General features: G+C 62.4%; 20 protein-coding genes. 16 read left to right on the top strand and 4 right to left on the bottom strand.

The features are described 5' to 3' along the window. Positions 1-176: 176 nt before the first annotated feature. The 15 genes from fabF to nagZ all read left to right on the top strand — a co-directional run bounded on the left by fabF (position 177) and on the right by nagZ (position 14,920). Positions 177-1,415 carry a beta-ketoacyl-ACP synthase II gene (gene fabF / locus GNZ13_RS34985; RefSeq protein WP_172173055.1) on the top strand — a complete coding sequence of 413 codons (1,239 nt, stop codon included), beginning with the start codon at positions 177-179 and terminating at the stop codon, positions 1,413-1,415. Positions 1,416-1,422: 7 nt separating this feature from the next. Continuing rightward, positions 1,423-1,908: a protein YgfX gene (locus tag GNZ13_RS34980; protein WP_328807342.1), complete on the top strand. Its 486-nt coding sequence runs from the start codon at positions 1,423-1,425 to the stop codon at positions 1,906-1,908. Between the two features lie 101 nt (positions 1,909-2,009). Further along, entirely contained in the window at positions 2,010-2,609 is a 600-nt protein-coding gene (gene rpoE / locus GNZ13_RS34975) for an RNA polymerase sigma factor RpoE (RefSeq protein WP_006051939.1), read from the top strand. Between the two features lie 82 nt (positions 2,610-2,691). After that, complete coding sequence (locus tag GNZ13_RS34970) at positions 2,692-3,318, top strand: sigma-E factor negative regulatory protein (protein ID WP_172173053.1); 627 nt, start codon at positions 2,692-2,694, stop codon at positions 3,316-3,318. Between the two features lie 4 nt (positions 3,319-3,322). After that, the gene (locus tag GNZ13_RS34965) at positions 3,323-4,366 is read left to right on the top strand and encodes a MucB/RseB C-terminal domain-containing protein (RefSeq protein WP_172173051.1); all 1,044 of its coding nucleotides are present in this window, start codon (positions 3,323-3,325) and stop codon (positions 4,364-4,366) included. Positions 4,367-4,403: 37 nt separating this feature from the next. Beyond that, positions 4,404-5,927 carry a DegQ family serine endoprotease gene (locus tag GNZ13_RS34960; RefSeq protein WP_172173049.1) on the top strand — a complete coding sequence of 508 codons (1,524 nt, stop codon included), beginning with the start codon at positions 4,404-4,406 and terminating at the stop codon, positions 5,925-5,927. Then, positions 5,924-6,214, top strand: coding sequence for a glutaredoxin family protein (locus GNZ13_RS34955; RefSeq protein WP_172173047.1), 291 nt, complete (start codon positions 5,924-5,926; stop codon positions 6,212-6,214). The genes GNZ13_RS34960 and GNZ13_RS34955 overlap by 4 nt, the downstream gene beginning before the upstream one ends. A gap of 260 nt (positions 6,215-6,474) precedes the next feature. Continuing rightward, positions 6,475-8,268 (top strand): translation elongation factor 4, encoded by a 1,794-nt coding sequence (gene lepA, locus GNZ13_RS34950; protein ID WP_172173045.1) that lies wholly within the window; start codon positions 6,475-6,477, stop codon positions 8,266-8,268. 18 nt (positions 8,269-8,286) lie between these two features. After that, entirely contained in the window at positions 8,287-9,180 is an 894-nt protein-coding gene (lepB, locus tag GNZ13_RS34945; protein WP_172173043.1) for a signal peptidase I, read from the top strand. Positions 9,181-9,355: 175 nt separating this feature from the next. Beyond that, positions 9,356-10,726 carry a ribonuclease III gene (rnc, locus tag GNZ13_RS34940; protein WP_172173041.1) on the top strand — a complete coding sequence of 457 codons (1,371 nt, stop codon included), beginning with the start codon at positions 9,356-9,358 and terminating at the stop codon, positions 10,724-10,726. A 55-nt stretch (positions 10,727-10,781) separates the two neighbouring features. After that, entirely contained in the window at positions 10,782-11,681 is a 900-nt protein-coding gene (gene era / locus GNZ13_RS34935) for a GTPase Era (RefSeq protein WP_172173039.1), read from the top strand. After that, on the top strand, positions 11,668-12,600 hold the full coding sequence (gene recO, locus GNZ13_RS34930) for a DNA repair protein RecO (RefSeq protein ID WP_172173037.1): 933 nt from the start codon (positions 11,668-11,670) through the stop codon (positions 12,598-12,600). Before era ends, recO begins: the two co-directional genes overlap by 14 nt. After that, positions 12,597-13,361 carry a pyridoxine 5'-phosphate synthase gene (gene pdxJ, locus GNZ13_RS34925; protein WP_172173035.1) on the top strand — a complete coding sequence of 255 codons (765 nt, stop codon included), beginning with the start codon at positions 12,597-12,599 and terminating at the stop codon, positions 13,359-13,361. The genes recO and pdxJ overlap by 4 nt, the downstream gene beginning before the upstream one ends. 16 nt (positions 13,362-13,377) lie before the next feature. After that, complete coding sequence (gene acpS / locus GNZ13_RS34920; protein WP_171925353.1) at positions 13,378-13,821, top strand: holo-ACP synthase; 444 nt, start codon at positions 13,378-13,380, stop codon at positions 13,819-13,821. 70 nt (positions 13,822-13,891) lie between these two features. After that, positions 13,892-14,920, top strand: a complete 1,029-nt coding sequence (gene nagZ / locus GNZ13_RS34915; RefSeq protein ID WP_172173033.1) for a beta-N-acetylhexosaminidase — start codon at positions 13,892-13,894, stop codon at positions 14,918-14,920. Between the two features lie 137 nt (positions 14,921-15,057). Here the strand turns inward: nagZ and GNZ13_RS34910 are convergent, their stop codons facing one another. The 4 genes from GNZ13_RS34910 to earP all read right to left on the bottom strand — a co-directional run bounded on the left by GNZ13_RS34910 (position 15,058) and on the right by earP (position 19,057). After that, on the bottom strand, positions 15,058-16,440 hold the full coding sequence (locus tag GNZ13_RS34910; RefSeq protein ID WP_172173031.1) for a sigma-54-dependent transcriptional regulator: 1,383 nt from the start codon (positions 16,438-16,440) through the stop codon (positions 15,058-15,060). Positions 16,441-16,780: 340 nt separating this feature from the next. Then, complete coding sequence (locus tag GNZ13_RS34905) at positions 16,781-17,056, bottom strand: hypothetical protein (RefSeq protein WP_172173029.1); 276 nt, start codon at positions 17,054-17,056, stop codon at positions 16,781-16,783. 52 nt (positions 17,057-17,108) lie between these two features. Continuing rightward, on the bottom strand, positions 17,109-17,666 hold the full coding sequence (gene efp, locus GNZ13_RS34900; protein ID WP_172173027.1) for an elongation factor P: 558 nt from the start codon (positions 17,664-17,666) through the stop codon (positions 17,109-17,111). Between the two features lie 197 nt (positions 17,667-17,863). Next, positions 17,864-19,057 (bottom strand): elongation factor P maturation arginine rhamnosyltransferase EarP, encoded by a 1,194-nt coding sequence (gene earP / locus GNZ13_RS34895; RefSeq protein ID WP_172173025.1) that lies wholly within the window; start codon positions 19,055-19,057, stop codon positions 17,864-17,866. Positions 19,058-19,317: 260 nt separating this feature from the next. Here earP and uvrC point away from each other — a divergent pair, with 260 nt between their 5' ends. Then, on the top strand, positions 19,318-21,516 hold the full coding sequence (gene uvrC, locus GNZ13_RS34890; RefSeq protein ID WP_172173023.1) for an excinuclease ABC subunit UvrC: 2,199 nt from the start codon (positions 19,318-19,320) through the stop codon (positions 21,514-21,516). Positions 21,517-21,536 lie beyond the last annotated feature (20 nt).

The following is a 21,536-nucleotide window of genomic DNA, read 5'->3' as shown; positions in this document are numbered from 1 at the left end:
CCGGGGCGTCCTGCGTTTTCCGCCCCGGAGGAAGTCCCCTTGGGGGATTGCCCCCCTCGGGGGGATCTGGTGCGAAGCGCCAGGTGTGGGGGCGCCTAACAGCCACAGGGCACACAGGGCAAGTTCCTGTGGCCGCTGTGGCTTTTGCTTTTGTCATCTATGAAAAAGGGGTTACCGTGAGCCGCCGTCGTGTTGTTGTTACAGGCCTGGGGCTGATTTCGCCTGTTGGCAATAATGTTGCCGACGGCTGGGCCAATCTGGTCGCCGGCAAGTCGGGTATTGCCAATATCACGAAGTTCGATGCGTCGAACTTTTCGACTCGCTTTGCCGGCGAGGTGAAGGGCTTCAATATCGAGGACTACATCCCCGGTAAGGAAGCGCGCCACATGGATACGTTCATCCATTACGGCGTCGCAGCCGGCATCCAGGCGATGCAGGACAGCGGCCTCGAAGTCACCGACGAGAATTCGGAGCGCATCGGCGTGGTGGTCGGTTCGGGCATCGGCGGCCTGCCGATGATCGAAAACACGCAGACCGAATTGCTGAACCGCGGCCCGCGCCGCATTTCGCCGTTCTTCGTGCCGGCGTCGATCATCAACATGATCTCGGGCCATCTGTCGATCAAGTTCGGCATCAAGGGTCCGAATCTGGCGATCGTGACCGCATGTACCACGGGTCTGCACTGTATCGGCGAGGCTTCGCGCCTGATCGAATACGGTGACGCCGACGTGATGATCGCCGGCGGCGCGGAATCCACCGTGTCGCCGCTCGGTGTCGGCGGCTTTGCGGCGGCGCGTGCGCTGTCGCAACGCAACGACGATCCGGCAACGGCGAGCCGTCCGTGGGACAAAGACCGCGACGGTTTCGTGCTGGGCGAGGGTGCCGGTGTGATGGTGCTCGAAGAGTACGAACACGCGAAGGCACGCGGCGCGAAGATTTACGCCGAAGTCAGCGGCTATGGGATGAGCGGCGACGCCTATCACATGACCGCACCGCTGGAAGACGGCGACGGCGCACGCCGCTGCATGCTGGCTGCCATGAAGAACGCGGGCATCAATTCGGATCAGGTGAATTACCTGAACGCGCACGGCACGTCCACGCCGCTGGGCGACCTGGCTGAAACCACCGGCATCAAGCGCGCTTTCGGCGACCACGCCAAAGACATGGTCGTGAATTCGACCAAGTCGATGACGGGTCACCTGTTGGGCGGCGCCGGGGGTCTGGAATCTGTGTTCACCGTGCTCGCCGTGCATCATCAGGTGTCGCCGCCAACGATCAACATCTTCAATCAGGATCCGGCCTGCGATCTCGATTACTGCGCCAACACCGCGCGGGAGATGAAGATCGACGTCGCGCTGAAGAACTCGTTTGGGTTCGGCGGCACGAACGGCACGCTGGTCTTCAAGCGCGCCTGATCGTTTGGTGACACGCCAGTCGAAAACGCCGGCTTGCCCGGCTGTTTCCCTCGAATCGGCAACGCCCGGCGGAGCGTCGCAACGGATTACGTTGCGGCGCTCCGTCGCCATGCGCGCCGCTTGTGGGGTGTTCATCCTGATTGCGACGTTGGCCGCCTATACCTGTTTCGCGTCGCATCTGGGTGCCTGGCAGGCGGCTCCGTTGACGCTTGCCGTGTGGGCGCTGCTGACGCTCTGTGCGGTAAAACATGAGCGTGCGCAGCCCGTCGCGCTGAAAATCGGCCCGGACGGACTGTCTGCCTGGAACCGGGCGGGCGGTATGCTGACGCAGGGCCGCATCGCCGGCTGTTCGCAATGGAGCGGTCGCTTGCTCGTTCTGGCGCTGGTGCCGGACCATGGGCGTTCCCGCACGCTACTTCTCGCCGCTGACGCGCTTCCAGCGCCCGTCTTCCGGGAGCTCGCCGTGCTGGGCCGGCGTGGCGCCGGTGCGTGACTGTAACGACTGTAACCGCTGTTACCGGAGTAACGTGCCGAATTGATGGGGACGCTACAATGGTCACCCGCCATGCGCCCTATAGTTAACGGATTTATCAGGTGAGCGAAAAAGAAATTGATCAGGTGCTGGTCGAGCGCGTCCAGAAGGGCGACAAGGCCGCGTTCGAGCTTCTGGTCTCCAAATACCACCGTAAGATTCTCCGGCTGATCTCCCGCCTCGTGCGCGACCCGGCCGAAGTGGAAGACGTCGCCCAGGACGCCTTTATCAAGGCGTACCGGGCATTGCCGCAGTTTCGCGGGGAATCGGCCTTTTATACGTGGTTGTACCGGATTGCGGTCAATACAGCGAAGAACTACCTTGCGACCCAAGGGCGGCGCGCACCGACTTCGACCGAAGCAGATGCTGAAGAAGCTGAAACTTTCTCGGACGCCGACCAACTAAGGGATATCAACACGCCTGAGTCGATGTTGATGAGCAAGCAGATCGCTGAGACGGTCAATGCTGCGATGGCGGTTTTACCGGAAGAGTTGCGCACCGCCATTACTCTTCGTGAAATTGAAGGTTTGAGCTACGAGGAAATCGCTGAGATGATGGGTTGCCCAATTGGCACAGTCAGATCACGAATTTTTCGCGCTCGCGAAGCCATTGCGGCAAAATTGCGGCCGTTGCTTGACACACCTGAAGGCAAGCGCTGGTAAACACCAGACCGCCGGGCGGGGCGCGGGTGCAATATCTGGATTAGTGGTGTCACTACGGGGTATTTGTAAGATGGGGAGCATCATGGGGTCGGTCTCGATGCAATCGCAAGCCAGCTCGCGCGGCGAGCGTCTGTCCGCTTTTGTCGACGGCGAGTTGTTCGGCGAAGAGCATCTGAACACGTTTGTTTCCGAACTGGACGGCGAAGATCGTGCCGCCTGGTCGTGCTATCACCTGATCGGCGACGCCCTGCGTTCTGACGATCTGGCGGTCAGCCCGGCGGCGAGCGGCGCGTTCCTGAGCGGTTTTGCCGCACGTTTCGACAACGAGCCACACGTGCTCGCGCCTGCTGCAATGCCGGTTGCGCGCCGTTTGCTGGCGCTGCGTCGCCGCGTCGTGCCGGCCTTTGCTGTCGCCGCTGCCGCTGCCACACTGACTTGGATCGTCGTGCCGCAACTGCAAGGCGTGCCGGGCGGCCCCGGCGTCGCGCAAGTCGCGTCGCTCCAGTCGCATGGCGATTCGCTGCAACGCGTGGCCATGGCGTCGGTGCCCGTCGCGACGGTGCAGCCGGTTGCGCAAGACGCCAACATCATTCGTGACGCAAGTCTCGATCAGTATCTGGAAGCTCACCAGCAATTCGCGCAACAACCGGTCATGCCGGGCTCGATGCCGCTGATTCGCGCTGCCGCAGTTTCTACGCAAGGCCAATAGTTTGATGCAGACTCCGCGGTTGAATAAAACGACTATCTGGGGGCGGCTGCCGGCATTTCTGTTCTGCGCAGCCGTATTGTTGTCCGCTACACCGCGGGTCTTCGCACAAACCGACGATCCACTCGTCGCCCGTCGCACGGCCGCGGAGCTGCTCGATCGAATCCATCAGGCCGCCCAGCAGCAGAACTACGAGGGCGCGTTCGTCTATCAGCGCGGCAATTTCGTTCAGACGTCGCGGATCGCGCACTACGCGACCCGCACTGACGGCGAATTCGAGCAACTCGAAAGCCTCGACGGCAAGCCGCGCAAAATGCTTCGCCATAACGAAGATCTCTACACGTTCGTGCCAGAGCGGCATCTTTGCGTGGTCGAGAAGCGCCAGAACAAAGATTCGTTCCCTGCGTTGCTGGCTGTCAGCGGCGAGCAGGTGCTCTCTGTGTACGAGCCGAAGCTGCTCGGCGATGACCGCGTCGCGGGTATCGACAGCCAGGTGATCGAGCTCGACCCGAAAGACGCATACCGCTTTGCTTACAAGCTGTGGGCCGACAAGAAGACTGGCCTGCTGCTGCGTGCGCAGACACTTGACCCGAACGGCCAGGTGCTCGAGCAGTTGTCGTTCTCGCAGATTCGCATCGGCGTGCCGGTCGACAAGACTGCCATCGCCAACGGCATTCGTAATACGACAGGTTGGACGGTAGTGCGTCCGCCGGTCGAGCCCGTCGATATGGCTGCGCAAGGCTGGCAGATCACGCCCACGGTGCCGGGCTTCCGCAAGATTCGCGAACTGCGTCGCCCAATGGCTGCGCGTGACGCGGGCCAGCCGACCATTCCCGTCGATCAGGCCGTATTCTCAGACGGCCTCGCTGCCATTTCGGTGTTTGTCGAGCCGGTCGAGAACAATACCCGCAAGGAAGGTGCGGGCAGCAGCGGCGCTACACACGTGTTGGTCAAGCGGCGCGGAGACTTCTGGATTACTCTGCTTGGTGAAGTGCCCCAGACCACATTGCAGCAATTTGCGTCTGCCATAGAATATAAAGCTCCGAAGTAATCTTCCGAATCACTCGACTCCCTCGGCTTGCTACGATATGACGACTTTCTCGGTGCGCAAACTCCTCGCGGCCGCGGTGGTAGTGGCGTGTTTGCCGCTCGTGCCGCACACGGCGTCGGCGGCTCCCGCAGCCAATCTGCCCGACTTCACTGACCTCGTCGACAAGGTTGGCCCAGCAGTCGTCAACATTCGCACGACCACTCGCGTGTCGAACAGCGGTGCCCGTGGTGGATTGCCGCCGGGCATGGACGACGGCGACATGTCGGAGTTTTTCCGCCGCTTCTTCGGCATTCCGTTGCCGCAGTCGCCGCAATCTCCAGGTTCGCCTGGTACGCCGCGCGGTGGCGATAACGGTGGGGGCGGTAGCGGCGGCAGCCAGGACTCGCCGGATAACAGCGATTCCGAACAGAACAGCGGCGTCGGTTCAGGCTTCATTCTGTCGGCGGACGGCTACGTGATGACCAACGCGCACGTTGTGGACGACGCGGACACCATTTACGTCACCCTCACCGACAAGCGCGAGTTCAAGGCCAAACTGATCGGCGTGGACGATCGGACCGATGTTGCCGTCGTGAAGATTAGCGCTGCCAATTTACCGACCATCACGATCGGCGACTCGAACAAGGTGCGTGTGGGCGAGTGGGTGGTCGCGATCGGTTCGCCGTTCGGTCTGGAGAACACGGTGACGGCCGGTATCGTTAGCGCCAAGGGGCGCGATACGGGCGATTATCTGCCGTTCATTCAGACCGACGTAGCCGTCAATCCGGGTAATTCAGGCGGTCCGCTGATCAACATGCAGGGCGAAGTGATCGGCATCAATTCGCAGATCTACAGCCGTACTGGCGGCTTCATGGGCATCTCGTTCGCGATTCCGATCGACGAGGCGATGCGCGTGGCCGACCAGCTGAAGGCCTCGGGTAAGGTCGTGCGCGGCCGGATCGCGGTGGCGATCGGCGAAGTGACGAAAGATGTAGCCGATTCGCTCGGTCTGCCGAAGGCGCAGGGCGCGCTGGTCAGCAGCGTCGAACCGGGCGGTCCTGCGGACAAGGCGGGCGTGCAACCGGGCGACATCATCCTGAAGTTCAACGGCCATTCCGTCGACACGGCAACGGATTTGCCGCGCATGGTCGGCGATACGAAGCCGGGCGCCAAGTCGACTGTCACGATCTGGCGCAAGGGCCAGACGCGCGATTTGCCGATCACGATTGCCGAGATGCAGCCCGACAAGACCGCCAAGGCGGATCAGAAGAAGGCGCCGGTGCCGAAGCAGCGCGCCACGAACGTGCTGGGTCTCGCCGTTAGCGATATCCCTTCTGATCAACTGAAGGCGCTGAAACTGCACAACGGTGTGCAGATCGACGCGGTAGACGGCCCGGCAGTGCGCGTCGGACTGCAGAAGGGCGACATTGTCCTGCGTGTGGGCGACACGGATATCACGAGCGCGAAGCAGTTCGACGATGTGACCTCGCATCTCGACTCGCAGAAAATGGTCGCGCTGCTGGTCCGTCGTGGCGAGAACACGCAGTTCGTGCCGATTCGCCCGCGCAGCGCGCAGAAGTGAAGAGGGTGGCGCCGCTCACGCTCTACGGGCGCGCATGGTGCCACTTGTGCGACGACATGCGTGCCGCGCTCGAGCCTTTGCTGGCTGAATTCGGCGCGCAAGTCGTCGTGATCGACGTCGACACCGATCCCTTGCTGGAAGCCCGTTATAACGAACTGGTGCCGGTCCTGGTCTGCGACGGCGTCGAACTGTGCCACTATCACCTCGATGCGGCGCGGGTTCGTACCGCGCTCGCCGCACGCTTTGTGGCGGCGCATTCGGGGTCCACGCATTTGGGGTCCAACTAAGGGCTCAAAAAAGGGCCCAAACCAGGCGCGAAGGTGCGCCGTTCACACCCCGTTTCACGCCTCTCCTGTCGGCCAGAGTTGGCGCTTCAGCGCTTACTCTGGTCCCATCCACGATAGTTGCTGAGCCGTCTTTTCCGCCCGAGCCTCGCAAGATGCGCCGGGCGACAGCCTTTTCGGCTAAAATAGATAGGTTTTTCACCTACTTACAAGGCGTGCTCCGCTATTGTCCGAGCGCGCCTTTTTCGCTTGATCGGTACTGAATGGATCATATTCGTAACTTCTCGATCATTGCGCACATCGACCATGGCAAGTCGACGCTCGCCGATCGCATCATCCAGATCTGCGGTGGCTTGTCCGACCGCGAGATGGAATCTCAAGTGCTCGACTCGATGGATCTCGAGCGCGAGCGCGGCATCACCATCAAGGCACAAACCGCCGCACTGACGTACAAGGCCCGTGACGGGCAGATTTATAACCTGAACATGATCGACACGCCGGGCCACGTCGACTTCTCGTACGAAGTCAGCCGCTCGCTGTCCGCATGTGAAGGCGCGTTGCTGGTCGTCGACGCAAGCCAGGGCGTGGAAGCGCAAACCGTGGCCAATTGCTACACGGCGATCGAGCTCGGCGTCGACGTGATTCCGGTGCTCAACAAGATCGACTTGCCGGCCGCGAATCCCGAGAACGCAATCGCAGAGATTGAAGACGTGATCGGCATTGACGCAACCGACGCCACGCATTGCAGCGCGAAGACTGGCGTTGGCGTGGAAGACGTGCTCGATGCGCTGATCGCCAAGGTGCCGCCGCCCAAGGGCGACACGGAAGCACCGCTGCAAGCGCTGATCATCGACTCGTGGTTCGACAACTACGTGGGCGTCGTGATGCTGGTGCGTATCGTCAACGGCACGCTGCGTCCGAAAGACAAGATCCGCATGATGGCGACCGGCGCGCAGTATCCGGTCGAACATATCGGCGTATTCACGCCGAAGTCGAAGAACCTCGAATCGCTGTCCGCCGGGCAGGTGGGCTTCATCATCGCCGGTATCAAGGAATTGGCCGCCGCGAAGGTGGGTGACACCGTTACGCTGGTGAATCGTCCTGCTGCCGAGCCGCTGCCGGGCTTCAAGGAAGTGAAGCCGCAGGTGTTCGCCGGTCTCTATCCGGTCGAAGCGAATCAGTACGACGCGCTGCGTGACTCGCTGGAAAAGCTGAAGCTGAACGACGCCTCGCTGCAGTACGAGCCGGAAGTCTCTCAGGCGCTCGGCTTCGGTTTCCGTTGCGGCTTCCTCGGGTTGCTGCACATGGAGATCGTGCAGGAGCGGCTCGAGCGCGAGTTCGACATGGACCTGATCACCACGGCGCCGACCGTGGTGTACGAAGTCCTGCAGCGCGACGGCACGACCATCATGGTCGAAAATCCGGCCAAGATGCCGGAGCCGTCGAAGATCGAGGAAGTGCGCGAGCCGATCGTCACCGTCAATCTGTACATGCCGCAAGACTACGTGGGCTCGGTGATCACGCTGTGCACGCAAAAGCGCGGCACGCAGATCAACATGCAATATCACGGTCGTCAGGTGCAGTTGACCTACGAAATTCCGATGGGCGAAGTCGTGCTCGATTTCTTCGATCGTCTGAAGTCGATCTCGCGTGGCTATGCGTCGATGGACTACGAGTTCAAGGAATATCGCGCGGCGGATGTCGTGAAGGTCGACATGCTGATCAACGGCGACAAGGTGGATGCATTGTCCGTGATCGTGCATCGTTCGCAGAGCCAGTATCGCGGCCGTGAAGTGGCGGCGAAAATGCGCGAACTGATTCCGCGTCAAATGTACGACGTCGCGATTCAGGCCACCATCGGCTCGAACATTATTGCGCGCGAGAACATTAAAGCGTTGCGTAAGAACGTGCTGGCAAAATGCTACGGCGGCGATATTAGCCGTAAGAAGAAACTGCTGGAAAAGCAAAAGGCAGGCAAGAAGCGAATGAAGCAGGTCGGGTCCGTCGAGATTCCGCAAGAGGCTTTCCTCGCGATTCTGCGTGTCGAAGACAAATAAGACGAACAACGGAACCCTATGAATTTTGCGCTGATTCTTTTTGTGCTCGTCATTTTGACGGGCGTCGCATGGGTCGCAGACAAACTGGTTTTCATGCCGCAACGGCGCCGCGCAGCGGACGCCGTGGTCGCCGAGTTCGACCGTCAGCAGGCACGTGTCGGCGAGCGTTTCGCCGACGAAAACGCGGCGCAAACACGCGCCCGTCTGCGTGACGACAAGCTGCGTCAGCCGTGGTGGCTCGAGTATTCGGCGAGCTTTTTCCCGGTGATTCTGGTGGTGTTCGTAGTGCGCTCGTTCGTGGTCGAGCCGTTCAAGATTCCTTCGGGTTCGATGGTGCCGACGCTGCTGGTGGGCGATTTCATCCTCGTCAATAAATTCGACTACGGCATCCGTCTGCCGATCACCAACACGAAGATCACCGAAGGGCGTCCGCTCGAGCGTGGCGACGTGGTGGTTTTCCGCTACCCGAAAGACGAATCGGTCGACTACATCAAGCGCGTGATCGGTCTGCCGGGTGACACCGTTGCTTATCAGGACAAGCAACTGACGATCAACGGAAAGCCAGTGCCGGAAACGGCGCTACCTGACTATCTCGACGAAGAGCGCCTCGGCTACGCAAAGCAATTCGAAGAAGATCTCGGCGACCGCAAGAACGCGATTCTGAACAACCCGGCCGTGCCGCCGTTCATCGTCGGCGCGGAAGATTATCCGTATCGCGATAACTGCACGTACAACGCACGCGGCGTGATCTGCAAAGTGCCGCCGGGCAATTACTTCATGATGGGCGACAACCGCGATAACAGCGCTGATAGCCGCTACTGGGGTTTTGCGCCGGATAAGAATATCGTCGGCCGCGCGTTTTTCATCTGGATGAACTTCAGCGATCTGAAACGCATCGGCTCATTCCACTGAGCACGCATGCCTTGATTGCACGACACGCCGCGCAGGTGACCCACACGTAGGTCACATCAGTCGCGGCGTGCTATCACGCTACTTTAAGAATCCGCGGTAACGTCGCTTCACCACGCTTTTTCCGCTGGCCGCCCCGCGTTTTCGCCGGGGCAGGCGCCCGCGTTATACTCTGCCCATGCCCCTATCTCCGTTGGAAAGCCGTCTGCGCTACGAATTTCGCAATGCGGAATTGTTGCGCCAGGCTTTAACGCACCGCAGTCATAGCTCCACGCACAACGAACGGCTCGAGTTTCTCGGCGACTCCGTTCTGAATTGCGCGGTGGCTGCGCTTTTGTTCCAACGTTTCGGCAAACTGGACGAAGGCGACCTGTCGCGCGTCCGCGCCAATCTGGTCAAACAGCAGTCGCTTTACGAAATCGCTCAGGCCCTCAATATCTCCGAGGGCCTGCGTCTCGGTGAGGGTGAGTTGCGCAGCGGCGGCTTCCGCCGCCCGTCGATCCTTGCTGACACGCTGGAAGCCGTGCTGGGCGCGGTGTTCCTCGACGGCGGGTTCGATGCCGCCCAAACAGTCATCAAGCGCCTTTACGTGCCGATCCTCGATCACATCGACCCGCGCACGCTCGGCAAAGACGCCAAGACGCTGCTGCAGGAATATCTGCAGGGCCACAAGATCGCGTTGCCTACGTACACCGTCGTTGCGACGCATGGTGCGGCGCACAATCAACAATTTGAAGTCGAATGCACGGTGCCGAAGCTGGACGTCAAAGTGTCCGGTTCCGGCGCGAGCCGTCGGGCGGCCGAGCAGGCCGCGGCCAAGAAGGCGCTCGACGAGGTGATGGCCGCTGCGCCCGCTGTGGTCGCCAAGCCCAAGCGTTCGAAAGGCGCCCGTGCGGCGAAGAATGTCGAGCAGGAGATCGTGCCCGGCGTGACCGGCGTACAGGCCGCGCTCGATTTGCGCAGCCCGGATCGCAAGAGCGAGCGTGGGGCCGGGCGGGGTGAGGCCCGCACTGCGCCGGTGGCGGAGTCCGCAGCCGAACGGCCGACCCTGACTGCGACGTCCGCGCCGCTGGCAGTGATTCGCGCCGCGCACGTGGAATACAGCGGACAGGACAAGCCGGAGCGCGCGGATAGGGCGGAACGAGCTGACAGGGCGGCCGCCCACGCGAACGACAGGTCTGCTGACAAAGCAGCGACGGACAAGCCAGCCGAAAAGCCGGACGCCAAATCAGCCGAAGTCAGATCCGAAGGCGCCAATCCCGCGGACGTGAAGCCCTCGGATGTAAAGCCTGCGGATGTAAAGCCTGCGGATGTAAAGCCTGCGGATGTAAAGCCTGCAGAAGCAAAGCCCGCAGAAGCAAAGCCCGCAGAAGCAAAGGCCGCCGACGCCAAACCGGAAGCCGCGACCGTCCGCATCGCCGACAAACACCGCAGCCGGGAAGCCACACCCGGTGCAGCCGTGCCCACGCCCGGCGTGCCGGCACCGATCGAACACGAACCCGGCGTAGCCGACGCGGTGCAAACCCGCGTCGCCGATGCGGGCCATTGATTGCCATCGGCGCGCCATTCCCCGCGCGTCGATCTGAACTTGCCGTCGCCCCAATATGAACGCTCCCACTCCCACTGGTTTTCGCTGCGGCATGGTCGCGATCGTCGGCCGCCCGAACGTCGGCAAGTCCACGCTGATGAACGCGCTGGTCGGCCAGAAAGTCAGTATCACGTCGCGCAAGGCCCAGACTACGCGCCATCGCATCACCGGCATTCACACGCTTGAAGACGCGCAGTACATTTTCGTCGACACGCCGGGTTTCCAGACCAAGCACAGCGGCGCGCTGAACCGTTCGCTCAATCGCGCGGTCACGTCCACGCTGAGTTCGGTCGACGCGATCCTGTTCGTGATCGAAGCCGGCCGCTTCGGCCCGGACGACCAGAAGGTGCTCGACCTGATCCCGCCGTCGGTGCCCACGCTGCTGATCGCCAACAAGCTCGATCGCGTGTCGGATAAGGATTCACTGTTCCCGTTCATGCAACAGGTGGCCGCGTTGCGTCAGTTCAACGAGATCGTGCCGCTGTCGGCGAAGAATCCGGACGATATCAAGCGTTTGATGGAAACGATTAAGCCGTTCCTGCCGGAAGGCGCGCCGATCTACGGCGCAGACGACCTGACCGATCGCAGCGAGCGTTTTCTCGCCGCCGAAATCCTGCGCGAAAAGGTGTTCCGCTGGACCGGTGACGAACTGCCGTACACGAGCACCGTACTGATCGACAAGTTCGAAACCGAAGGGCGTCTGCGCCGCATTTTCGCGACCATCCTGGTGGAGCGCGATACGCAAAAAGCGATGGTCATTGGCCAGAAGGGCGCCAAGCTGAAGCAGATCAGCACCGAAGCGCGCCTCGACATGGAAAAGTTGTTCGACGGCCCGGTGTATCTGGAAACCTTCGTCAAGGTGAAGAGCGGCTGGGCTGACAACGAAGCCGGACTCCGTGCGTATGGGTACGAATGACGCGTGCATGACGCTGAATTCCGACGCTGACCCGGACGACTCGGCGCCGGCAGCGCCGGCGCGCGAGCCGTCCAAACCCGCTCGCAGTACCAAGAAAACCTCATCGAGTGCCAGAAGCGCTCAGGGTGCCAAAAGCGGTGCGCAAGGCGCCGAAGGCGAGCCGCGCAAAGCGCCGGCGCGCCGCGCGCCTCGCACCTCTGCTTCCGATTACCGGATCGCGGAGCAACCCGCTTTTGTCCTGCATAGCTATCCGTACCGCGAAACCAGTCTGATCATCGACGTGCTGTCGCGCGATCACGGCCGTCTCGCGCTCGTCGCGAAGGGGGCGAAACGTCCGCACTCCGCTTTGCGCGGTGTGCTGCAGACCTTCCAGCCGCTTGCGTTATCGTGGTCCGGCAAATCCGAAGTGCGCACGCTGACCGGTGCCGAATGGGTCGGCGGTATGTTGCCTTTAGCGGGCGACGCGCTGCTCTGCGGTTTCTATGTCAACGAACTGCTGGTCAAATTCTGCGCACGCGAAGACCCGCATCCGCAACTGTTCCATCACTACGTCGTCACGATGACGCGCCTCGCGCATGACGAGCCGCCCGTGCAGGTGCTGCGTTCGTTCGAACGTGTGCTGCTGCGGGAGACCGGTTATGCGATGGCGCTCGATCGCACCGTCGCGCGCAAAGCGGTGCAGGCCGAAGGCCGCTACGTGTTCGACCCGGAGCGCGGCGTGCGCGAAGCCTCCGACGATCTGCCCGCGCAATGGCCGGTGATCGCCGGACAGACCTTGCTCGATATGGAAAAGGACGATTACCATCGAGTGCAGACCGTGGCGCAAAGCAAAACGCTGATGCGCTTTCTGCTTAACACTTACCTTGGCGGCACGCCGCTCGCGACGCGCCAGATCCTGATCGACTTGCAGAACTTATGAGCTTCTTTCTTACGTCGCCGAATGTGATTGACCTGGGCGTGAACATCGATCACGTCGCCACGCTGCGCAACGCGCGCGGCACCTCCTACCCCGATCCGATCCGCGCCGCGTTGATGGCCGAAGAGGCTGGCGCGGACGTGATCACGCTGCACCTGCGTGAAGACCGCCGCCATATCGTCGATGCCGACGTGCGCAAGCTGCGGCCGCTGTTGAAAACGCGCATGAATCTGGAGTGTGCGGTCACGCAGGAGATGCTTGACATTGCGTGTGACGTGCAGCCGCACGACGTTTGCCTCGTGCCGGAAAAGCGTCAGGAACTGACGACTGAAGGCGGTCTCGACGTCGCCGGGCAGTTCGAAGCCGTGCGCGCAGCATGCCAGCAACTCGCCGCAGCGAACTCGCGCGTGTCGCTCTTCATCGATCCGGACGAAACGCAAATCCGCGCCGCGCACGAAGCAGGCGCACCGGTGATCGAACTGCACACGGGCCGCTACGCGGAAGCGCACGATCCCGCCGAGCAGCAGCGCGAATATGAGCGAGTGGTGCGTGCCGTCGAGTTCGGCGCAACGCTGGGCATCAAGGTCAACGCGGGTCACGGTCTGCACTACACCAACGTTCAGCAGATTGCCGCGATCGAAGGCATCGTCGAGCTGAATATCGGCCACGCGATCGTCGCGCATGCGATCTTCGCCGGCTGGGACAACGCCGTGCGCGAGATGAAGGCGATCATGGTCGCCGCCCGTCTCGGCGCAAGCGCGTAACGCCGCGGCGCCGGACATGACCATCTACGGCATCGGCACGGACATCGTTCAGGTCAGCCGCGTGGCCGCGGTGATGACACGCACCAACGGCCGCTTCGCAGAGAAGGTGCTCGGCCCGGACGAGCTGCGCGTTTATCACGCGCGCCACGCGCGTTCGGCGGCGCGTGGAATCGCATTTCTCGCCACGCGGTTCTCGGCCAAAGAAGCATTCTCGAAAGCGATCGGCCTCGGCATGCGCTGGCCGATGACTTGGCGCGCGCTGCAAACGCTCAACAAGCCGAGTGGCGAGCCGATGGTGGTTGCGTCGGGCGAGCTGGCCGAATGGCTCGACGCGCGCGGTATCACAGCGCGTGTGACGGTCAGCGACGAACGCGATTACGCCGTGTCGTTCGTGATTGCCGAAACAGGGGAGGTGGCGCGAGGGCCTGACTCTCCGCACGCACCCGCCAGCGACGAATAAAAAATATCCTGAACGCGGCGCACGTCGGCCGCGTCTCTCTTTGCACCAGGCTTTTTTCTAGCGGAATTCGATGAAACTCACTCCCGGACCGGTAATGCTCGACGTGGTCGGCACAACGCTGAACGACGACGATAAACGCCGCCTTGCCCATCCGATGACCGGCGGCGTGATCCTGTTCGCGCGCCATTACGAGAGCCGCGCGCAATTGATCGCGCTGACCGATTCGATCCGCGCGATCCGCGACGATCTGCTGATTTCCGTCGACCACGAAGGCGGTCGAGTGCAGCGCTTTCGCACCGACGGCTTCACGCTGTTGCCGGCGATGGGCAAGCTCGGCGCCCTTTGGGACAGCGACGTGCTGCACGCCACCAAAGTGACGACCGCGATCGGCTATATCCTCGCGGCCGAATTGCGCGCGTGCGGCATCGATATGAGTTTTACCCCGGTGCTCGATCTGAATTACGGCCAGTCGCAGGTAATCGGCGATCGCTCATTCCATCGCGATCCGCGCGTCGTGGCCTTGCTGGCCAAGAGCCTCAATCACGGCCTCGCATTGGCCGGCATGAGCAATTGCGGCAAGCATTTTCCAGGGCACGGCTTCGCGCACGCCGACTCGCATGTTGCGATGCCGGTCGACGACCGTTCGCTCGACGAGATCCTGCGCGAGGACGTGGCGCCGTACGACTGGCTCGGTGTGTCGCTAGGGGCCGTGCTGCCCGCACATGTGGTTTATCCACAGGTCGACTCGAAGCCTGCGGGCTTTTCGCGTGTCTGGCTGCAGGACATCCTGCGCAAAAAATTGCGTTTCGAGGGTGCAGTCTTCAGCGACGATCTCTCGATGGAAGCCGCGCGCCAGGGCGGCACGCTGACGGAAGGCGCGAGCGCCGCGCTGGAGGCAGGTTGCGACATGGTGCTTATCTGCAATCAGCCGGACGAAGCGGAAAAGGTGCTGGAGGCGCTGCGCTTCACGCCGTCGAAGGAGTCGCAGCAGCGGCTTAAGCGCATGCAGCCGCGCGGCAAGGCGCTCAAGTGGAGCAAGCTGGTCGCCGAGCCGCAGTATCTGCAAGCGCAGGCCTTGTTGCGCAGCGCGTTTGCGTGAGCAATCGGTAGCAATCGGTAGCAACCGGTAGATAGCGGATCAGGGACTCGAGCGTTTGCATCGAGCAAAAAAACGGCGCCTTTTTCAGGCGCCGTTTTCTATTCAAGCCTGGCTACCGCCAAGCCGGCCTAACCAGGTCAGTTCAACCGCATCCGTTGCAGCTTGTTGTACAGCGTCTTCGGACTGATCCCCAGCAGCGATGCCGCGCGATGGCGCGTGCCGCCGACCGCATCGAGCGTCGCGCGGATCAGCATTTCCTCGACGTCCGCGAGGGGTGTGCCGACAGTGACCTGCACGCGGCTGCCGTTCAGATCGCGCCCGTTCGCCGAGCCCGCCTCATCGGCACGCAGCGATTCCAGCACGTCGCCCGACGCGTGATACGCCCGGCGCACGCGATCCTGTAACTCGCGCACATTGCCCGGCCATTCGTACGAAAGACACTCGCGCAGGAAGTTCGGCCCGATTTGCTTGGCCACTTCCGACGTGCCGCGCGCGGTCGCTTCGTGATTCAAATCATCGACGACGGCTTGCGCGATCAACGCCGGATCGTCGCCGCGCTCGCGCAACGGCGGTAGGGTGATGGCGGCCGCTTCGAGACGCAGCGCGAGGTCTTCGTGCAGGCTGCCGTCGGCGACCGCCGCGCGTGGGTTTTTGCGTGTCGAAGCGATCAGCCGGAAGTCGGTCGCCACCTGATTCGTGCCGCCGACCCGCATGAAGGTCTGCGAATCGAGTGCGCGCAGCAGCGCTTCCTGCTGGGCACGCGGCAGTTCGGCTATTTCGTCGATGAACAGCGTGCCGCCGCTGGCTTGCTCGAACAGGCCCGGCTCGCGCTGCTCGGCGCCACTGAACGCGCCGCGCTCGTGGCCGAACAGCAGGCTGTCGAGCGAGCGAAGCGCCGCGCCGCTGCCTGCACTCCGGCAATCGAATGTAACGAACGGTCCTTTGCGGCGCCGGCTCATGTCGTGCATCGTGCGCGCGGCGATCTGCTTGCCCGTGCCGGCTTCGCCGGAAATCAGCACGGCGGCTTCAGTCGGCGCGATATGTTCGATCGTGTCGTACACATGCTGGACCGTACCGCTGCGGCCCAGTAACGAGCCGAAACGACCGAGTTGACGCAGCGACGCGCGCAGCGTCTGGACTTCTTCGGTCAGTTCGTACGGGCGCGGAATCCGCGCGAGCAGACTACGCAAGCGCGGGATATTGACCGGTTTGAGCAGGTAGTCCCAGATGCCGTGCCGCAGACCCTCGATCGCGCTCTCGACCGTCGCGTTGCCGGTCATCACGATCACGGGCAAGGCGCCGCCGGGCGGGTGCGCGGGCAGGTGCTGCAACACATCGAGCCCGCTGCCGTCCGGCAGATTCAGGTCGACCAGCACGACGTCAGGAATGAAGCGCGTCAGGGCAGCCCGAGCCTCGGCGATGGTGGTCGCGGTGTCGACGGAAAAGCCGTCGGCGGCGAGGATGGCGGACAGGCCAGACAGGCTATTGGGATCGTCTTCAACAATCAGGGCATGTGGCATGGCGAGCGCTATTTTTAGATGGACGGAATACCCGGTACGCCGCGCCGGTACTCTGGCGCGCAACCTGGGCGCGATGGCTGGCCGGTACTGTCGGTCGAACGCCATACCGCGCTGGCAGCGCCTGCCACGGCGGCGGAACAGCTGCCGGCCAATTGGCATAGGCGCTGTGCAGGTCGTGGGACACGACGTGCAAGCGGAGTTGGGGCGATTCGACTCATGGTGTTATAGGTCCTTTGATTTTCAGTGGATGCCCGCGCTGGCGCGATGTGACGCGCGGGCGGGCACCTGTATTTCCTTCATTCGACTGGTCAGAAATCCCGGTTGCTGTCGAAGAAGCGTCTTACCTCAAGTTCCGCTTGCCCTCGGCGATGTCGTTATTCACGTCGTATTTCCGGCGTTGAGAAAATAAAGCCTTACCAGTCTCTATCGGACAGCAGCATGAACTGTGCCAAAGCCAATTACTTAAGCTTATCAATGGTTTGTTTGACGCAAGGCGGGAAGATAAGAGCAGCAGGCTGGCATTTTTGAGAAGGCTGCCGGTAAAGTTTTCCTCAACCATACACGGCGGCGCAAAAAAGAAAAAGCGCCCAAGGTGGGCGCTTTTTTTTTTTGCCATTTTTTTTCGCTGCGCCGGACTTGCTCCGGCGCAGAATTCAGGCTGTAGGCGCTTACGCGCGGCTGCGGTACTCGTGCGTACGCGTGTCGATTTCGATCTTGTCGCCGATGTTGCAGAAGAGCGGCACTTGCAGTTCGAAACCGGTGGTCAGCTTGGCGTTCTTCAACACCTTGCCCGACGACGTATCGCCCTTGACTGCCGGTTCCGTGTAGATGATTTCACGGACCAGCGTGGTCGGCAGTTCGACCGAGATGGCTTTCTCGTTGTAGAACACGACTTCGCAAGCCATGCCGTCTTCGAGGTAATGGAGGGCGTCGCCCATCATTTCGCCTTCGACTTCGAACTGGTTGTAGTCGGCGTCCATGAACACGTACATCGGGTCAGCGAAGTACGAGTACGCGACTTCCTTGCGTTCCAGCACGACGACGTCGAACTTGTCGTCTGCCTTGTACACGCTTTCCATGCCTGCGCCGGTCAGCAGGTTCTTGAACTTCATCTTCACGACGGCGGAGTTACGGCCCGACTTGTTGTATTCGGCCTTTTGCACGACCATCGCGTCGCTGCCGATCATCACGACGTTACCGGTGCGGAGTTCCTGTGCGGTCTTCATAAAACTGTCCTGTACGAAATAAGTAGCTTCAACTTTGCTCAACGGCATACGGCGCAAGCGGATTGGCCTGCTGGGTTTGCCTTGCGAATTGGTCTGTCCAATTAGCCTGGCGAATTTGCCAGACCAATTCGCAAGACTAAGTCGCTGAAGTCGCTGCGATCGGACCGCGCTTGCGTCGTCGGCCGTTGGATAACCGCTTATTTTAACTGAGTTTTTGCGAACAAGGCCAGATTTCCGGCGAGGTCACCCACCTGGGCCAGTTCGCCGGCCCATTTGGCCGCGCGCTGCTTCAGCGCCGCGCGGTGACGCTGGAATTCCGCCCAGTCCGGCCGGCCCGCGCTGTTCCATGCGTGCCAGAAGCGCGCGAGGGCGTCCCGCGCGTCGGCGGGCAGGGTACGGGCGTAGTGGGCGAGCGCGGCGTCGAGCTTCGGCAGATGGGCATCGTCGGCTTGGGGGTAGATGTGCCAGACAAAGGGTTTGGCGGCCCATTGGGCGCGTACGAACGAATCTTCGCCGCGCACGAAATTGATGTCGCTGGCCCACAGCAGCGTGTCGTAGCCGGGTTGCTCCGTAAAAGCGAGCGCGTGGACGCTGAGGCCGCCGCGCTCGGCGTGCGAACCGGCGGCGAACGAGGGCAGGCCGAAAAAGCGCGCGACCGCGCTCGAAATGCGGCCTTCCGGGACCAGCAGAACAACCGGTTCGGCGCTGTCGCGCCATTGTTCAAGCAGGCTCTCGACGGCGGGGTTCTCGTAGGCGAACAGCGAGACGACCGTGGCCGTGGGCGGTGGCGGCGCGCGGCCGGTGGTTTTCAGCCACCACGCTTCGCGCGCCGGTTGCGATGCCTCGAAGGCCGTGCGCGCGGCGTCGAGATGCCGTTCCTTCAGCACGCCGCCGGTGCCGGGGCCGAGTCCGGGGAAGAAGAAGGTCTTGGTCAGCGGGTAGCGCGGATGCGGCGACGGCCGCAGATGGAAATCCGCGACCCAGTCTTCGGCGCTCAGGTATTCGAGATTGAACCAGACCGGCGCGCGCTCGCGCCGCGCCATCGCGGCGACATAGACCGGCGGCAACTCGCAGGCAAATGCCTCGATCACGACGTCAGCCACTTCGAGCGTATCGCCCGCGTGGTTCGGCTCGTGCCAGTGTTCGACGACGATACCGCCGACCGCCTGGCGCGCGCGATTCAGCGCCAGCGACGGGCACAGCTTCTGGAACGCGTGCAGGTCGTCGACGAACACGCGCACCTGCCAGCCGTGCTCGCTCGCCAGTTGGCGCGCGAGACGCCAGCACACGCCAATGTCGCCGAAATTGTCGATCACCGCGCAAAAGATATCGCAGGCGATCGCTGTGGGCGCGGCAACGGGTTGTTCGGAAAGCGGCGTAGCGGAGGACATGGTGGCGTGGGTCGCGGAGTGGATCGGGTGTGGCGTGCCTGGGTTCTGCAGGGGCTTGCTGGCGGGTGACGCAATCAGGTTCAGCCGCCGGCTTGCGCCGCTCTATCGCGGCATTCGATGCAGCAGGGTTCGAACGCACGCGGAATGCTCTAAACTGGCGATTCTAAAGCACTCATCCGCGGTTCCGCGTCTAAGTGACCGCTCAGCGCGCAGCACGCGGGCAGAGGCTTCGCGACACTGTCCCAGCCAACCGATTCTGCATGACCGAACCTGAAGCAACCGACGTTTTCGAGCCGAAAAAAGTGCTCGCCCAATTGCCGCATCTGCCCGGCGTCTATCGCTATTACGATACGCAGGGCGCGGTGCTTTACGTGGGCAAGGCACGCGATCTCAAGAAGCGCGTCTCGAGCTACTTCACAAAGACGCAACTGTCGCCGCGTATCGCGATGATGGTGACGCGCATTGCGCGCATCGAGACGACCGTCACGCGCTCCGAGGCCGAAGCGCTGCTGCTCGAAAACAATCTGATCAAGGCGCTGGCGCCGCGTTACAACATTCTGTTTCGCGACGACAAGTCATATCCCTATCTCAAGCTGACCGGCCACAAGTTTCCGCGCATGGCGTATTACCGCGGCTCGGTGGATCGCAAAAATCAGTACTTCGGCCCATTCCCGAGTGCGTGGGCGGTGCGCGAGAGCATCCAGATCCTGCAGCGCGTCTTCCAGTTGCGCACGTGTGAAGATTCCGTGTTCAACAACCGCACCCGGCCATGTCTGCTGCATCAGATCGGCCGCTGCACGGCGCCGTGCGTCGGCTCAATCAGCGAAGAAGATTACGCGCGCGATGTCGCCAACGCGTCGCGCTTTCTGCTCGGCCGGCAGGGCGAGGTGATGAAGGAGCTCGAGCAGAAAATGCACGCGTTCGCGGGCGAGTTGAAGTTCGAGCAGGCCGCGGCGGTGCGCAATCAGATGAGTTCGCTGTCGACGGTGCTGCATCAGCAGGCCATCGAAGTCGGCGGCGATAGCGATGTGGATATTCTCGCGGTCGTCGCGCTCGGCGGGCGCGTATGCGTGAATCTCGCGATGGTGCGCGGCGGACGGCATCTGGGCGACAAGGCGTATTTCCCGGCGCATGTGGAAAGCGCCTTGACGGTCGGCGAGGGCGGCCTTGAAGAGGGCGGCGACGATGAGTTGTTAGCCGATGTCGCGACCGGCGCAGCCTCGATGTCTGACGAGGCTGCAACCCGCGCGAACGCATCATCCGATGCCGCTGACGCCCTCGCAATCGCCGGGGAGATGCCGTCCGAAGAGGACGGTGACGAGGAAGGCGATGCGCTCGAGGCCGAGGCGGACGACGCAGCCGAGTCTGAACTCGAACCTTCGGCGCCACGCAAAGGCCGTGCAACCGCCGGTGGCATCGAATCTGAAGTCCTGGAGGCGTTCATTGCGCAGCACTACATCGGCAATCGCGTCCCGCCGGTGCTCGTGGTCAGCCACGCACCGGCCACGCGCGAGCTGGTCGATGTGCTGATCGAACAGGCCGGCCACAAGGTGACGGTGCTGCGCCAGCCGCAAGGTCAACGGCGCGCATGGCTTGCGATGGCCGAGCAGAACGCGCGGCTCGCGCTCGCACGCCTGCTCTCGGAACAAGGCTCGCAACAGGCTCGCACGCGCGCGCTCACCGACACGCTCGGTATGGAGTACGACGACCTCGCGCATCTGCGTATCGAGTGTTTCGACATCAGCCACACGATGGGTGAGGCGACGCAGGCGTCGTGCGTGGTGTATCACCATCACAAGATGCAGTCGTCCGAATACCGCCGCTACAACATCACCGGCATCACCCCGGGCGACGATTACGCGGCGATGCGGCAGGTGCTCACGCGCCGCTACGAGAAGATGGTCGCGCAAGCGGCTGCGAACGCCGCGGACGAAGCCGCCGAATTGCAAACCGACGCGGCCGCGGACCCGTCGCTCGCAGCGGATGCCGCGGAGCCGGCGGCTGCTGGCGGCATCCTGCCGACCATCGTGTTGATCGACGGCGGCAAGGGGCAGGTCGAAATCGCGCGCCAGGTGTTCACCGAACTGGGTCTCGATACCGGCATGCTGGTCGGTGTCGCGAAGGGCGAGGGACGCAAGGTCGGTCTCGAAACCCTGATTTTCGCGGACGGCCGCGCACCGCTCGAACTTGGCAAGGAAAGCGCGGCGCTGATGCTGGTCGCGCAAATCCGTGACGAGGCACACCGTTTCGCCATCACCGGCATGCGCGCGAAACGCGGCAAGACGCGCCAGACCTCGCGGCTCGAAGAACTCGAAGGGGTGGGCGCGAAGCGGCGTCAGCGGCTGTTGGCGCGCTTCGGCGGGTTGCGTGGGGTGGTTGCGGCAAGCGTCGAGGATCTGGCGAGCGTCGAAGGGATTTCCCAGGCGCTTGCCGAGCAGATCTACCGGCAGTTGCACTGATCGCGGTACGGCACGCTGCC

This window comes from Paraburkholderia elongata (assembly GCF_013177735.1).
Classification (GTDB): Bacteria; Pseudomonadota; Gammaproteobacteria; order Burkholderiales; family Burkholderiaceae; genus Paraburkholderia; species Paraburkholderia elongata.
Note: the sequence above shows the minus strand (reverse complement) of the source record. Positions and strands in the feature narration are given on the sequence as shown.

Bases quoted from the DNA above. Each gene is read 5' to 3' on its own strand.
- GNZ13_RS34970 (WP_172173053.1), top strand. From the start codon at position 2,692: ATGGGGTCGGTCTCGATGCAATCGCAAGCCAGCTCGCGCGGCGAGCGT.
- GNZ13_RS34965 (WP_172173051.1), top strand. From the start codon at position 3,323: ATGCAGACTCCGCGGTTGAATAAAACGACTATCTGGGGGCGGCTGCCG.
- GNZ13_RS34960 (WP_172173049.1), top strand. From the start codon at position 4,404: ATGACGACTTTCTCGGTGCGCAAACTCCTCGCGGCCGCGGTGGTAGTG.
- lepA (WP_172173045.1), top strand. From the start codon at position 6,475: ATGGATCATATTCGTAACTTCTCGATCATTGCGCACATCGACCATGGC.
- lepB (WP_172173043.1), top strand. From the start codon at position 8,287: ATGAATTTTGCGCTGATTCTTTTTGTGCTCGTCATTTTGACGGGCGTC.
- rnc (WP_172173041.1), top strand. From the start codon at position 9,356: ATGCCCCTATCTCCGTTGGAAAGCCGTCTGCGCTACGAATTTCGCAAT.
- era (WP_172173039.1), top strand. From the start codon at position 10,782: ATGAACGCTCCCACTCCCACTGGTTTTCGCTGCGGCATGGTCGCGATC.
- recO (WP_172173037.1), top strand. From the start codon at position 11,668: ATGGGTACGAATGACGCGTGCATGACGCTGAATTCCGACGCTGACCCG.
- pdxJ (WP_172173035.1), top strand. From the start codon at position 12,597: ATGAGCTTCTTTCTTACGTCGCCGAATGTGATTGACCTGGGCGTGAAC.
- acpS (WP_171925353.1), top strand. From the start codon at position 13,378: ATGACCATCTACGGCATCGGCACGGACATCGTTCAGGTCAGCCGCGTG.
- nagZ (WP_172173033.1), top strand. From the start codon at position 13,892: ATGAAACTCACTCCCGGACCGGTAATGCTCGACGTGGTCGGCACAACG.
- GNZ13_RS34910 (WP_172173031.1), bottom strand. From the start codon at position 16,440: ATGCCACATGCCCTGATTGTTGAAGACGATCCCAATAGCCTGTCTGGC.
- GNZ13_RS34905 (WP_172173029.1), bottom strand. From the start codon at position 17,056: ATGGCAAAAAAAAAAAGCGCCCACCTTGGGCGCTTTTTCTTTTTTGCG.
- efp (WP_172173027.1), bottom strand. From the start codon at position 17,666: ATGAAGACCGCACAGGAACTCCGCACCGGTAACGTCGTGATGATCGGC.
- earP (WP_172173025.1), bottom strand. From the start codon at position 19,057: ATGTCCTCCGCTACGCCGCTTTCCGAACAACCCGTTGCCGCGCCCACA.
- uvrC (WP_172173023.1), top strand. From the start codon at position 19,318: ATGACCGAACCTGAAGCAACCGACGTTTTCGAGCCGAAAAAAGTGCTC.